Origin of the sequence: Acinetobacter sp. YH12116 (assembly GCF_013418895.1) — a bacterium.
In the GTDB taxonomy this organism is placed as follows: Bacteria; Pseudomonadota; Gammaproteobacteria; order Pseudomonadales; family Moraxellaceae; genus Acinetobacter; species Acinetobacter indicus.
Genome location: NZ_VPBE01000003.1, coordinates 155485 through 170137, shown reverse-complemented (window position 1 = coordinate 170137; position 14653 = coordinate 155485). Strand labels below are relative to the sequence as shown.

The window sequence follows — 14653 nt, the reverse complement described above, 5'->3', positions numbered from 1 at the left end:
TATTCAAATATTCTTATTGATTTATTTCATTAAATGCAGCCAATCCATAAATATTTTCTTAATTGTTTAGCTTGTTTTAACCAATTTTCACATTGTTACTGAGAATTATTATCACTAAAATTCGCATTACTTGTTAGACACATACAATAAGTCCATCATTACTCTGCATTTGAACTCCGCACTCAAATCATTGTGGTAAGAGAATTTTGTCATTCATATCAGGAAATACACCACCATGGCACAGATTAAGAGCCGAAAACATCAACGCACTGCATCATTCGTTGCCCTTGCAGCCACCCTGCCGCTCATGGCACATGCAACCACAGCAACCGAAGAAGTCACCCAGCTTCCTGAAATCACGGTGAAATCTCAGGCTGAAAATAAATATAAAACCAATCAGCTCAGCTCCGCGAAACAAACCCAGCCACTGGTCGATACCCCACAAACAGTTTCTGTTATTAATCAAACCTTATTAAAAGAACAAGGCGCGACATCACTGGTTGAAGCGCTACGCAACACCCCGGGCATTACCTTACAAATGGGTGAAAACGGCAATACCAGCGCTGGTGATACCTTCCAGATGCGTGGTTTCTCTACCCAAACCTCTACCTATGTCGATGGCATCCGTGATTTGGGCGCAGTCAGCCGCGATGTATTTAACCTGGAACAGGTTGAAGTCGTGAAAGGCCCGGCCGGTGCCGAAGCCGGTCGTGGTTCAGCATCCGGTTATATCAACCTGGTCAGCAAACTGCCACATCTGCAAAACAGTAGCGAAGTCTCTGCCAGCTACAATACCGCAGAAAATGCCCGCCTCTCGGCCGATATCAACCAAGCCATCAATGACAATACCGCTTTTCGTCTCAATGTCATGGGACAAGAAGGCGGCGTGCAAGGCCGTGATGTGCTCGAAAACAACAGTTATGCCATTGCCCCATCTGTTGCCTTTGGCCTGAATACTCCGACCCGCCTGTATTTATATTCACAACACGTCCGTCAGCGTAATATTCCAGACGGCGGTATTCCAACCATTGGTATGGAAGGCTTCTGGAATGCCAATCCGGATATTGCCCAAGCTGGCAAGGTTAATCGTGAAAACTATTATGGCCATGTAGATGATTACGAAGATGTCGATGCCGACATGTTCACCGCGAAAATTGAAAGTGATCTGGCAGATAATCTAAAACTGACTAATATCACCCGTTTGGGTCAAACCCAGATGAACCGAGTCCTGACCGGGATTAACACCATTTCTGCACATGATTCGACCAATCCAGCCGACTGGACCATCAGCCGTTCACGTCAGGGGGTTGATCAGGAAAATAAAATTCTGGCCAACCAGACCACTTTAAATCTGAACCTGAAAACCGGTGCTATTGAACATGATGTGGTAGCTGGCCTGGAATTTTTAAAAGAGCAGCAATACACCCGCAATCTGGCCACCCAAATGCCGGATGAGCCTGCAGTATCCACCACTGAAGCCAACCTGTATAACCCAAACCCCAATGATCCAATGGCCGACCTGATCTATAACGGTGCTTATAGCGATGGTGAAACCCAGACGGCTGCGGCTTATCTGTTTGATACCTTAAAGTTTGGCGAACGCTTCCAGTTAAACGGTGGAGTACGGGTAGATTATTACGAAACTGACTATCAAGGCCTGTCCTTACCTCGCGGCACAAATGCCCTTGTAGCTTCAGATATCAGTGCACATGACACCCTGCTGAGCTGGAAACTTGGCGGTCTGTACAAACCAACTGCTTACAGCAGCGTTTATGCTTCTTATGGCAAATCCTTAACCCCACCGGGCAGCACCAACTTTGTGATGTCTGAGTCGGGCATTAACAGTGCAGCGGCAGAACCGCAAGAAACCCATCATTATGAACTGGGTAGCAAATGGGATCTGCTTGATGGTCGTCTAGCCCTCAATGCCGCAGTCTATCGCACGGAAAATGAAAACCAGTTTACCCAGGATGCGATTACCCAGGAATCCATCCAGGAAGGTAAAACTATTGTCGATGGGGTTGAGCTGAGTGCAGTCGGCCAGATTACCGATGCCTGGAATATTTCTGCCGGTGTGGCGCATATGAAAACCAAACAGGAAGATCAGCAAAGTTTCCGTGACAATGTCATGACCCGTACCGATAGCGTGCGCTGGTCACCGGAATGGACCGCCTCATTATGGACCACCTATGACATTGCCGGCTTTAAACTGGGTCTGGGTGCACGTTATGTCGATGAGCAAAAACGTGTCGTCACCGACAGCACTGCTCCAGCCAATATGCCAAGCATTCCAAGCTATGTGGTATTTGATGCCATGGCCGGTTATCAGTTCAATGAAAATGCCTCACTGAACCTGAATGTCTATAACCTGGCAGATGAAGAATACATCAGCACCTTGAACAACGGCGGTTCGCGTATGACGCTTGGTCAGGAGCGCAGTGCCAGCCTGACCTTTAACTATAAGTTCTAAGTTTTATTTTGTTCTGTTGAAGCAGCATTTATCTGAAATGCTGCTTCATTTTTTATTTGGCTTTATGATGACAGACAGCGCTCTGTCTGAAGGATGATTCAAGTCTCATGATGCTGCATGTTCCTCAAGTTCTCAGTAAAGCGGCCGTGGCTGACATCCGTCAGCAGCTTAACCAGCATACCGCCTGGATTGATGGCCAGCACAGTGCCGGGCCACAGGCCAAGAAAAGCAAACACAATCTGCAATTTGACCCGCAGCATCCGGTGTATCCAGCGCTGGCTGAACAGATTGAACAGGCACTGAGACAGCATCCGCTGGTACAATCTGCGACCTTAGCCAAACATATTCTGCGGCCAATGTTTAACTGCTATCAGCAGCAAGGGACGTATGGCAATCATGTCGACAGCGCGGTGCATTATTCGGCTGCACATCAGCAGCTGATTCGTACCGATGTTTCCATGACCTTATTTTTGTCTGAACCGGAAGAATATCAGGGCGGCGAACTGGTGATTGAAGACACCTATGGCGCACATGAAGTTAAACTGGATGCCGGTGATGTGATTCTCTATCCCGCCACCAGCCTGCACCGGGTGGAACCGGTCACTGCCGGCCGGCGCATTGCCGCCTTTACCTGGGCACAAAGCATGATTCGCGATGACTGGCAGCGCAGCATGCTGTTTAATCTGGATATGACCATTGGCCAACTACGCCAGCAACTTGGCGATAATGAACAAGTGCTGCAACTGACCGCGCATTATCATAATCTGCTGCGTCAATGGGGCGAACTATGACATCTGCCCAGCCACTGCCACCGCTTACCCAGATTCCAGCCTATCTGCAAACCATTGCTGACTATGAAGCTCAGGCCAGCAAACATTTAACGCCGGCCACCTGGCACTATTTACAAGGCGGCGCCATGGATGAGCGCAGCCTGCAACAGAATCTGGACCAGTTTCAGCAGCTGCAACTGCTGCCCAGAATGCTGCGTGACCTAAGCCAAGGCCATACCCGCTGCGAACTGTTCGGGCAGGAATTTCCCCATCCAATTTTTCTAGCCCCGGTTGGCCATCAGCAACTGTTTCATCCACAGGGTGAACTAGCCACTGCCCTCGCAGCAGAAGCGGTGGGCAGTAATCTGGTCCTGAGTCATTTAAGTACTACCGATCTGCGTGAAGTTGCGCCAACAACCCCTCTTAAATGGTTTCAGCTGTATTGGCAAGGCAGTCGCGAACAATCGCTGGCACTGGTGCAACTGGCAGAGCAACAACAGTTTAAAGCCATTGTGGTGACCGTCGATTCACCGCATAGCGGCGTTCGTGACCGTGAACGTCGGGCCGGTTTTCAAGTGCCGGCGCATCTGCCTCATCCGCATCTATCTTCCTTTACATCCCCCATCCTCAGGCCAGAGCAACATCCCCTGTTTGATGGTCTGATGCAACAGGCACCGACCTGGGAAGATATCGCCTGGCTGGTACAGCAAACGTCTTTACCGGTGCTGCTCAAAGGCATTGTGCATCCTGAAGATGCTCAACTGGCATTGCAATACGGTGTACAGGGACTGGTCATTTCCAATCATGGTGGCCGGGTGCTAGATGACTGCATTAGCCCACTGACAGCTCTACAGATGATACGCGCACAACTGCCGGCAAATTTTCCCTTAGTGCTGGATGGTGGCATCCGCCGCGGCTCCGATATTTTTAAGGCGCTGGCCTTGGGCGCATCCGCCGTGCTGATTGGCCGGCCGTATATTTATGGTCTGGCAGTAGCCGGTGCGTTAGGTGTGGCGCATGTGATTAAAATTTTGCGGGAAGAACTGGAAGTGACCATGGCTTTAATGGGAACGGCGCGCCTGCAAGAGATCAATAGTCGCTATATTTTTCACAAAAACTAGATCCAGTGAAATTTTTTATCTCCACAACCTTTAATGATGCAAATTAAGAGAATAATTTCCACTTCAGTTGGCTTATATTTATCTTAGGAATTTGCAAGACCGCGAACGGTACCAGCCAGGTAGCAACTCTTTCTGAGAATGTGGACTGATCCTAATATTTTCCGGAAATACGCTTGTAAATTGATACCATAGATACCATCTATATAAGTAGTACGTTGCTTTTTTATAAGCTTAAGCAACCCATGCTTCACAAGGAGTTACCTCATGATGTTGGCTGATCCAAGTAAAAAATATCGTCGCATGTATCAACGTGTTGACTTGCCAGACCGTCAATGGCCGAATAACGAAATTACAAAAGCGCCTATCTGGATGAGCACCGACCTGCGTGATGGTAACCAGGCAATTTTCGAACCAATGAGCATTGAACAGAAGTTCAAAATGTTCCAGATGTTGGTGAAAATTGGCTTTAAGCATATTGAAATTGGCTTCCCGTCTGCTTCACAAATTGACTTCGATTTCACCCGTAAATTGATTGAAGAAAACCACATTCCGGATGATGTGTATATCGAGGTTTTGGTTCAGGCACGTGACCATTTGATTCAGCGTACCTTTGAAGCATTAGAAGGTGCAAAACGCGCGATTGTACATATCTATAACTCCAACTCGCCAACCTTCCGTCAAAAAGTCTTGAATGTTGATGTCGCAGGTGCCAAACAGTTGGCCATTAACGCCGCTGAAAAAGTGAAAGAATACGCAGCGCAATATCCTGAAACCGACTGGATTTTCCAGTACAGCCCGGAATGTTTCACCGCAACCGAATTGGAAGTGGCTAAAGACGTCTGTGATGCCGTGACTGAAATCTGGGAAGCTTCTCCTGAAAACAAAGTCATCTTAAACTTGCCTGCGACTGTAGAAGTTTCGACTCCAAACGTATATGCCGACCAGGTCGAGTGGATGCACCGCAACATCAAACGTCGTGACGGGGTGATCATCTCTGTTCACTGTCATAACGACCGTGGCTGTGGTATTGCTGCCTCTGAATTGGCGATTATGGCCGGTGCTGACCGTGTTGAAGGTTGTGTGTTTGGTAACGGCGAGCGTACCGGTAACGTTGACGTGGCAGCAATTGCCTTGAACATGTACACCCAGGGCGTGGCACCAGAATTGGATTTCTCTAACATCAACGAAATTATTGCGACCGTAGAAGAATGTACCGGTTTACCTGTGCATCCACGTCATCCATATGCCGGTGATTTGGTGTTCACGGCGTTCTCGGGTTCACACCAGGATGCGATTAAAAAAGGCTTTGAATACCAGAAAAACGAAGAAATCTGGGATATGCCTTACTTGCCAATCGATCCGAAAGACTTGGGCCGTGACTATGATGCCGTGATTCGGGTGAACTCGCAGTCAGGTAAAGGCGGGATTGCTTACTTGTTAGAATCGAACTACAACGTGGTGTTGCCGCGTCGTGTACAAATCGAGTTCTCGCAAGTGGTGCAGCAAGTGACCGATGAAGAAGGCACTGAAATTTCAGCACAGCAAATCTGGTCATTGTTCCAGCAAACCTATGTCGATGCCAAAGATTCACATTATTCTGCCAAGAGCTATAAATTGTCTGATGACAATGGCAAACAGGTAATTGAACTTGAAGTGGTGGTGAATGGCTCGACACAGCAGTTGCGCGGTGAAGGTAACGGTCCGATCTCGGCCATTTTGGATGCCTTGCAGTTACCAATTGATGTCTTGAACTATGAAGAACGCGGCATCAGCTCGGGTGCCAATGCCAAAGCCTTGGCCTTGGTTGAGTTGCAGGTGAAAGGTACCGGTAAATCTGCCTTTGGTGCTGGGGTGCATGACAACATTGTGACTTCATCCATTGAAGCCATTATTGCCAGCACTAACCGTCTGATTGATCAGGGCGTATTAAGCAAAGAACAATTGGTTGCTGCTGCCGTTTAAGCACATAAAGTACTTTAGAAAGGATACCCCAAGTGGTATCCTTTTTATTTATTCATTCTAAAGATTCTAAGGCGAATTATTCCTGTGTCTTTCCCTGCTAACTCTGTGGGTGTCGTAACGCCACAACAGTTTCAATTTGAAGAGCCGTTAGAGCTGGAATGTGGACGCATTCTGCCACGTTTTGAACTGATGGTTGAAACTTACGGAAGCTTGAATGCCGACAAATCCAATGCCATTTTAATCTGCCATGCCCTGTCCGGGCATCATCATGCGGCGGGCTATCATCATGAAGATGATAAAAAGTCTGGCTGGTGGGACAGCTGTATTGGTCCGGGCAAAGCCATTGATACCTCTAAATTCTTTGTGGTGGCACTGAACAATATTGGTGGCTGTCATGGTTCGACCGGTCCAACCTCACCCAACCCGGAAAATGAAAACCGCCCTTATGGTCCGGATTTCCCGCTGGTGACGGTGCGTGACTGGGTCAAAACCCAGGCCATGCTATCAGACCGCTTAGGCATTCAAAAATGGTATGCAGTGATTGGCGGTTCTTTGGGGGGCATGCAGGCCTTGCAATGGTCGGTTGATTATCCGGACCGTCTGGAAAAATGTGTGATTATTGCCAGTGCGCCAAAACTGTCGGCACAGAATATTGCCTTTAATGAAGTCGCGCGTCAGTCGATTCTTTCTGATCCTGATTTTCATCATGGCCGTTATCTGGAACATGACAGCTATCCAAAACGTGGCCTGATTCTGGCGCGGATGGTCGGACACATCACTTATTTGTCTGAAGAAGCCATGAAGCAGAAATTTGGCCGTGACCTGAAACTGGGCAAATTCATGTACGGTTTCGATGTCGAGTTTCAGGTGGAAAGCTATTTGCGCTATCAAGGTGAACAGTTCAGCCGTAACTTTGATGCCAACACCTATTTAATTATGACCAAGGCGCTGGATTATTTTGATCCGTCGCGTGAATACGAACAGTCGCTGGTACAGGCCATGGCCCATACCCAATGTCAGTTCCTGGTGATTTCGTTTACCACCGACTGGCGTTTCTCGCCTTCGCGTTCGCAGGAAATTGTCGATGCGCTGATTAGCAACCATAAACCGGTCAGCTATTTAGACATTGATGCCGAACAGGGCCATGACTCCTTCCTGTTCCCGATTCCGTTATATGTCAAATCTTTAAGAGCATTTTTGGGAGGTGCAGAACACCTCAAGGCAACCCCGCAGGAGGCTGTGTAATGCGTATTGATCAGCAACTTGCCGAAAAGTGGATTAAGCCCGGTTCCCGCGTTTTAGACCTCGGTTGTGGTGATGGTGAACTGCTGGCCCACATGAGTAAAAAGCACAATATTCGTGCTTACGGCCTGGAAATTGACCAAGAAAAGATTGCAATTGCCGTCAGTCGGGGGTTAAATATCATCCAACAAGACTTAAACCTCGGTTTAAGCCGCTTTGCCGACCAGTCTTTTGACTATGTGGTCATGGCACAAGCCTTGCAAGCTGTAGATGCACCTGACGTATTATTGCGTGATATGGTGCGTGTCGGAAAACAGGCGATTATTACCTTTCCGAACTTTGCCCACTGGAGGACCCGTTCTTTCCTGGCACTGAAAGGAAAAATGCCGGTTTCAGAAGCTTTGCCGTATATGTGGTACAACACCCCGAACATCCACCTCTGTACTTTCCGTGATTTCGAAGCACTCTGTGCTGAAAACAATATCCGTATTATTAATCGACTCGCTGTGAATGGGGATCAACAAGTTAGTTTACTCAGTAAACATATCCCGAATCTGTTTGGTGAAGTCGCAATTTATCGAGTGAGCGCTCTATGAAAAAATTATTATTAAGCACGACGCTACTGGTTGGACTTTTTAGCCTGCAGGCGCATGCAGATTACGTGGCACCAGGCAGCTCGGTGTCGAGCCAGGCCGCCCAGTATTCGGTGATGGACATTCAAGGTCTGATTAAAGCCGCCAAAGCCGGTCGGGCCGGTGCGCAGTTCTATCTGGCAACCAAATATCTACATGGTCAGGATGTCGCCAAAGATGAACGTCAGGCCTTTGCCTGGTATAAAGCCGCTGCCGATCAGGGACTGTCTTCAGCCCAACTGAACGTAGGCCGTATGCTGGCCGATGGCATTGGCACCAAAAAAGATGAAGTCCTGGCCCGTCAGTATTTTGAAAAAGCGGCCAGCCGCGGTGATAACCGTGCCAGCTTTAACCTGGCGATGATGGAAGAGAAAAAGAAAAACTATATGGGCGCTTATCAGTGGTATGAGCTGTCTACCCGTGATGGCATGCTCGACAATAAAGTGATTTCTTTATCTGAAGGCAAAAAAACGGCCTTGGCCGCCAACCTGACCCAAGAACAGATTCGTCAGGCACGTGACCGTGCCGACAAATGGATTCAGGCACAATAAGCCAGGTTCAAAAACACTAGCACCTTCAGGTGCTTTTTTCATGCCTGCTGTCTGGTGGTTTTCGGTTAAACTAGCCCGCATATTTTCAATCATGAGTAATTCGAGATGACTGCACCTGCTTGGCTCTCTCAAGGCACCCTGGTTCTGGCCAGCAATAACAAAGGCAAAATTGCGGAATTTGAAAAACTATTTGCAGAACTGAATTTACCGGTTGATGTCATCCCGCAAGGCCAGCTCAATATTGAAGATGCCATTGAAGATGGTCTGAGCTTTGTTGAAAATGCGATTATTAAAGCGCGTCATGCCTCTAAAATTTCTGGCAAGCCTGCGATTGCTGATGATTCCGGGATTTGCGTACCGGCACTGGGCGGCGCACCGGGAATTTACTCTGCCCGTTATGCCGGCGCACATGGCAATGATGCCGCCAATAATGAAAAACTGCTGGCAGACTTACTGCCTTTACGCAAAGATGGAACAGCGATTGAAGGTATGTTTGTTTGTGTGCTGGCCCTAGTGCAGCATGCCGAAGATCCATTGCCACAAATTTTCCAGGGCATCTGGCAAGGTGAAATTCTGGATGCTCCACGTGGTGAAAATGGTTTTGGTTATGATCCACTGTTCTGGTTACCGGAGCTGGGTATTTCCAGCGCCGAGATGAGCAAGGAAGAAAAAAATAAGATCAGCCATCGAGGTCAGGCGATGCAGCTGTTTAAAGCGAGTTTGGAGAAGTAACATCCTTTTAAAACTCCTCCCTTTGAAAAAGGGAGGCTGGGAGAGATTCTTCTATACATCTTTCTTCTGACGCTAAAATATTGCTCATTTCTACAAAGGGTTTCCGTAAAATCCCCCTCTTTAATAAAGAGGGACTTTCAAAAACTTTTATACCCTCTCTCTAACTCTCTCCCAAAGGGAGAGAGAACTTTTTGATTTATAAACCCGGCACCAATATATGCACCACCACGCCATATACGCCAATCAAAATCGCACTGGCAATCGTTCCTGAGGCAATATATTTGGCAGAATCACCGGTGCTCTGATAATGGGTTTCTAGTGCCACAATATTGGCAGCCGGTGGCAGCAGGAAAAACATCAGCATGACGGCATAAATCAAGGTCTGCTGCGGAATGGGTAAACACCAGTACGCCACAGCACATAGCAACAAGGCCAGCGGAATACGTGCGACCAGTAAACCCAGGCTGCGCTTTAAGTCAGCCCAGCCAATCCGAACTTTACTCAGCCACATCCCCAGCACGCACATGCCGGCAAAGGTCACCAGTACTTTATTGCTTTGGTAAATCACTTGTACCCAGGTCTGATGTTCAAACTGGCTCACATCCCAAAAAGATAGAATACCCGCCAGACTCAGGGCAATCACCGGCGGTGAAAGCAGCACATTTTTAACAATAAACTTTAATTCTTGCCGGGTCTGGCTCACTGCCATCACCGCACAAACATTGCCAAATAAGGATCCGCCAATATACAGCGCCACAATAATACTGCTGGCCGCAGGTCCAAACAGGGCCAAGGCAAAGGGAAAACCCAGCCAGGCCCCATTTAAATAACTGAAGCACAGTGCGATCAGTTTATCTTTTTGCAAGACATAAAAGACTGCAAAGAAAAGGATGGAACTGATCAGACTAAAACCAATCAGCCACAAGCTGCCGTCCTGATAAAACACCATGTTGTAGATAATCAGTAACGGAATAAACAGCCGGGCCAGTAACATCGCTAGCACCGGACGCAACGGCTTTAAATACGCGACCCCGAAGTATCCAATCAGAAATGAAATTAGCGGAAGCAGCAGCGCCATGCGGGTACACAGGAAGGCAGAAAAGTGGTGATTATCCTAACATAATTGATGGCACAACATGCTTTTAGCCCATCTGCTGTCTTTGAATCGCAATATTCCTGTCACCTCGCTGTCATCTAGACCTGTTGAGATATGTCTTGAATTAAAAAGAGGTAAATATTATGGCTGGTTTATCCATCTGGCACGTTCTGATTTTTGCAATCGTGGTGATTCTTCTGTTTGGTACATCTAAACTGAAAAACCTGGGTAAAGATGTGGGCGGTGCGGTTAAAGACTTTAAAAAATCAATTAAAGATGATGAAACGACCACTGCGGCCCTAAACGAGCCACGTACCATTGAACATCAAGCGACATCATCTGATGTTAACACGACTGTAAAACAATAATTTTTCAGGTAATTTTGTTATGCTCAATATTGGAATGGCGGAGCTGCTGTTTTTCGGCATCATTGCATTATTGGTGCTGGGTCCAGAAAAGCTGCCTGAAGCTGCACGTTTTGTTGGAAAGTGGTACGGCAAAATTAAACGTACCATCAGCAATGTGCAAAATGATATTGATCGGGAACTTCGACTTTCTGAACTGCGTGAACAGATGCAACAGGAAATGGCACGTATTCAGGAACTTGAGCAAAAAATGCAGTCTCAGATGCATGAGCTAAAACAACAAAAAATATTCGCGGAAGAACAACCGAACCAGACCGCTGCAACGGATAATAAAAATTTGCCGACGCGTTATACCTTTATTGCCCCGCAACCTTCGCTGTTGCTGCGTCCTCAGCATCAACCGCTAACCGCGACTGAAGCTATCCCTCCGACCACATCACAATTTACCGATTATAAGGTGGCTGTATGAGTCAAAGTTCTCCTTCTCAATTGCCAGCGGCGACAGTGGGCGAGCAGGCTGCTTTAGAAGAAATGCCGATCACCAAACATCTGGTGATTCTGCGCAAGCATTTATTTAAGATTGTGGGCCTGGTTATTGCGCTGTTTTTCTGCTTATTGCCTTTTGCCAATCGCACTTATCAGATTTTATCTGAACCGCTGCGTGCGCAGTTGCCGACTTCATCGACCATGATTGCTACCGATGTCACGGCCACCTTTATGGCACCGTTTAAGCTGAACTTTTTTGTGGCGTTGATGATTGCGATGCCGTTTATTATTTATCAGCTGTGGGCTTTCGTAAAACCAGCATTATATGAAAAAGAGAAAAGCCTGGCATTGCCGTTGCTCATAAGCAGTATTGCCCTGTTCTATATTGGGATTTCATTTGCTTACTTTATTGCACTGCCGTCAATTTTGCACTTTTTCATCAGTGTGTCGCCGGAAACGGTTGCCCCGATGACGGATATTAATAGCTATCTGACCTTTTGTTTGAAGCTGTTTTTGGTGTTCGGGTTTACCTTTGAAATTCCAATTATTACCCTATTACTGATTTTAATTGGTGTGGTCAGTACCCAGCAGCTGGTCGAGAAACGCCGCTTTATTATTGTTGGCTGTTTCTTTGTTTCGATGTTTGTTACCCCACCGGATGCACTGTCGATGATTATGCTGGCTATTCCAATGTGGATGTTATTCGAATTGGGCTTATTTGCTGGCAAGCTGATTGAGAAGCGTCGGCTGACTGCAGAATAAGTTTTTACAAACCCGATTAAAAAAGAGCAGCTCCGGCTGCTCTTTTTTATTTTAGTAAACCATTGTTCTTATTTAACTTTTTTGAAATATTTTCTTCAAGGTACTGTCATATTCAGCGGGTAGTTTATTTCTAGCTTTTAAGCAGCAACCAAGCCATTAAAGAAAAGCTAGGACTTTTAAATGAACAACGATGAAATGATTCCGTGTCAGGATCTGACCGAAGATAGTAACACTTCAAATAATACGCATTTTCAAACGATTCTTGATCAACATATGAATCGTCGTGGTTTTATTGCAAAAACTACAAGTGGGGCAATGGCATTAGCATTTGCAGCAAGCGTGAGCGGCTGTTCAGATGATGATAATGATTCTGGTAATTCAGGTGAAAATCCAACCTCTCCTCCAGACACAACCTCTCCTGATCAGCATGAGTGGAGCGATCTGAACGCCCGCCCGAATAAATTAACCTTTGAACCTGTGAGAAAAAATACAGCGAACTTCTTCAGTGTTCCTGCAGGCTACCAGCTGAAAGTGTTATATGCAGTAGGCGATCCAATTAACCCTACTTATCCAGAAAAAACCGATGCTGAACTACCATCAGGTGCATCTTATCAATTCCGTGCCGGCGATAACCATGATGGTATGAGCTTCTTCGGTATGCATCCAACCAACAAAAACTATGCTGCCAAAGAATCAAAACAAGGCTTGCTGGTATTAAACCATGAGTATCTGCAGCAATCTCAGTTACATACCCCTGTGGGCACGATTTCAGTAGATGGCATCCGCCCTGAAGATCAGGTTTTACGTGAAGTAAATGCTCACGGTGTATCTGTTGTTGAAATTAGCAAAGATGAAAATACCCAAGACGTTAAAATTAATTTAAATTCTGAATTTAACCGTCGTATTACTGCCGCAACTGAAATGGAAATCCGTGGTCCAGCGCGCGGTTCTGATCTGGTTAAAACCCGATTCTCTCAAGACGGTACTTTAACACGTGGTACATTTGCAAACTGCGGTAACGGTTATACACCTTGGGGGACATATCTGACTGCAGAAGAAAACTGGAGCGGTTATTTCGCTCGTCAAGCCAATGACACACGTGCCATTGCAAAAGAAGAAATTGCCTTATCACGTTATGGTCGTGGTGGTGCTAATGCCCGTTCTTCGCGATATTTATGGAATACTCCAGTTGCCGAGTTAACTGGTGACAAAGATCTGTATGATCGTTGGGATATTTCAGTTAAAGGTGAAAACGCGCTAGCAGACTACCGTAATGTCATGAACACTTGTGGCTTTATTGTTGAAATTGACCCGTTTAGCGCAACTGAACGTCCAGTAAAACGTACTGCACTCGGCCGTTTTGCACATGAAGATTGTCGTTGTAGTAACCCGATCCCTGGTCAGCCACTAGCTTTCTATATGGGTGATGATGCAACAGGTGAATATATCTATAAATTTGTTTCTGAAGCAGTATGGGATCCTAAAGACATCAATGGTGGTTATACCGCTGGTCATAAATACATGGATAAAGGGACATTATATGTCGCTAAATTCAATGATGATGGTACAGGTGAATGGTTAGAGCTTACTCATGGCAAAAATGGTTTAACCGCTACAAATGAAACCTATCCATTTGCAGGCCAAGATGACATCGTCATCAATGCTCGTCTTGCTGCAGACCACGTTGGTGCAACCAAAATGGACCGCCCAGAATGGGTTGCAGTGAACCCTGAAAATGGCGAAGTTTATGTCACCTTAACCAATAACAGCAGCCGTGGTCGTTCGTATCCAACTGATGCCGCTAACCCACGTAGCTATATTGACTTCAAGGGCACAAGCGCAAGTAGTTCCGGAAACATGAATGGCCATATTATTCGCTTCCGTGAAGAAGGCGACACGGTAGCCGCTACAGCATTTAAATGGGATATCTTCTTATTTGGTGCTGAAGCACGCGCTGAGTCAAACATCAACCTGTCTGGTCTAGACGATATGAACGACTTCTCTAGCCCGGATGGTATGTGGTTTGACCCACGTGGTATCCTTTGGATTCAAACCGATGATGGTCAATATACAGATGAAACCAACTGTATGATGCTTGCAGCACTTCCAGGTTCAGTCGGTGATGGCGGTACCGCGATTGCAGCAAGTACCAAAGCAGGTGGTCAAGAAACAATTGTGGGTGCACAGCTTTCTAATGACCGTGTCCGCCGCTTCCTGGTTGGTCCATCTGGCTGTGAAATTACCGGGGTAACCATTACACCTGACTATAAAGCGATCTTTGTCAATGTTCAGCATCCAGGTGGTGCTTGGCCAGCGAACCAAAGTACCCGCTACAGTGCGTTAGGTAAAGTTCCTCGTTCAGCTACTGTGGTCATCACCCGTAAAGACGGTGGTCCGATTGCAGGTGAGGCACTAGAGCAAGCATAAAACGCTTTCTCTTAAGCATCCTTAAACTTAAAAATAC

General features: G+C 46.7%; 13 protein-coding genes. 12 read left to right on the top strand and 1 reads right to left on the bottom strand.

Annotated features, from left to right (window positions below):
* Positions 1-235 precede the first annotated feature (235 nt).
* The 8 genes from FTU54_RS03535 to rdgB all read left to right on the top strand — a co-directional run bounded on the left by FTU54_RS03535 (position 236) and on the right by rdgB (position 9480).
* Positions 236-2470, top strand: a complete 2235-nt coding sequence (locus tag FTU54_RS03535; RefSeq protein ID WP_160242797.1) for a catecholate siderophore receptor Fiu — start codon at positions 236-238, stop codon at positions 2468-2470.
* Between the two features lie 107 nt (positions 2471-2577).
* Positions 2578-3261, top strand: coding sequence for a Fe2+-dependent dioxygenase (locus FTU54_RS03530; RefSeq protein ID WP_104483967.1), 684 nt, complete (start codon positions 2578-2580; stop codon positions 3259-3261).
* A complete protein-coding gene (locus FTU54_RS03525; protein WP_160242796.1) occupies positions 3258-4361 on the top strand; it encodes an alpha-hydroxy acid oxidase in 1104 nt (367 codons plus the stop codon). Before FTU54_RS03530 ends, FTU54_RS03525 begins: the two co-directional genes overlap by 4 nt.
* A 264-nt stretch (positions 4362-4625) precedes the next feature.
* Complete coding sequence (gene leuA, locus FTU54_RS03520) at positions 4626-6323, top strand: 2-isopropylmalate synthase (RefSeq protein WP_005180175.1); 1698 nt, start codon at positions 4626-4628, stop codon at positions 6321-6323.
* Positions 6324-6407: 84 nt separating this feature from the next.
* The gene (locus FTU54_RS03515) at positions 6408-7568 is read left to right on the top strand and encodes a homoserine O-acetyltransferase (protein WP_005180176.1); all 1161 of its coding nucleotides are present in this window, start codon (positions 6408-6410) and stop codon (positions 7566-7568) included.
* Positions 7568-8161 carry a methionine biosynthesis protein MetW gene (metW, locus tag FTU54_RS03510; RefSeq protein ID WP_005180178.1) on the top strand — a complete coding sequence of 198 codons (594 nt, stop codon included), beginning with the start codon at positions 7568-7570 and terminating at the stop codon, positions 8159-8161. Before FTU54_RS03515 ends, metW begins: the two co-directional genes overlap by 1 nt.
* Positions 8158-8748, top strand: a complete 591-nt coding sequence (locus FTU54_RS03505) for a tetratricopeptide repeat protein (RefSeq protein WP_160232313.1) — start codon at positions 8158-8160, stop codon at positions 8746-8748. Before metW ends, FTU54_RS03505 begins: the two co-directional genes overlap by 4 nt.
* A gap of 105 nt (positions 8749-8853) precedes the next feature.
* Positions 8854-9480 (top strand): RdgB/HAM1 family non-canonical purine NTP pyrophosphatase, encoded by a 627-nt coding sequence (rdgB, locus tag FTU54_RS03500; protein ID WP_160242795.1) that lies wholly within the window; start codon positions 8854-8856, stop codon positions 9478-9480.
* 196 nt (positions 9481-9676) lie between these two features.
* On the opposite strand, the gene FTU54_RS03495 is transcribed toward rdgB, so the two are convergent.
* Positions 9677-10558: a permease gene (locus FTU54_RS03495; protein WP_160242794.1), complete on the bottom strand. Its 882-nt coding sequence runs from the start codon at positions 10556-10558 to the stop codon at positions 9677-9679.
* A 161-nt stretch (positions 10559-10719) separates the two neighbouring features.
* On the opposite strand from FTU54_RS03495, the gene tatA reads away from it, so the two are divergent.
* The 4 genes from tatA (at position 10720) to FTU54_RS03475 (ending at position 14616) form a co-directional block, all read left to right on the top strand.
* Positions 10720-10944 carry a Sec-independent protein translocase subunit TatA gene (tatA, locus tag FTU54_RS03490; protein WP_005180185.1) on the top strand — a complete coding sequence of 75 codons (225 nt, stop codon included), beginning with the start codon at positions 10720-10722 and terminating at the stop codon, positions 10942-10944.
* A gap of 19 nt (positions 10945-10963) precedes the next feature.
* Positions 10964-11410: a Sec-independent protein translocase protein TatB gene (tatB, locus tag FTU54_RS03485; protein ID WP_160240949.1), complete on the top strand. Its 447-nt coding sequence runs from the start codon at positions 10964-10966 to the stop codon at positions 11408-11410.
* Positions 11407-12189, top strand: coding sequence for a twin-arginine translocase subunit TatC (tatC, locus tag FTU54_RS03480; RefSeq protein WP_005180188.1), 783 nt, complete (start codon positions 11407-11409; stop codon positions 12187-12189). The genes tatB and tatC overlap by 4 nt, the downstream gene beginning before the upstream one ends.
* A 180-nt stretch (positions 12190-12369) precedes the next feature.
* Positions 12370-14616: a PhoX family phosphatase gene (locus FTU54_RS03475; protein ID WP_160242793.1), complete on the top strand. Its 2247-nt coding sequence runs from the start codon at positions 12370-12372 to the stop codon at positions 14614-14616.
* Positions 14617-14653 lie beyond the last annotated feature (37 nt).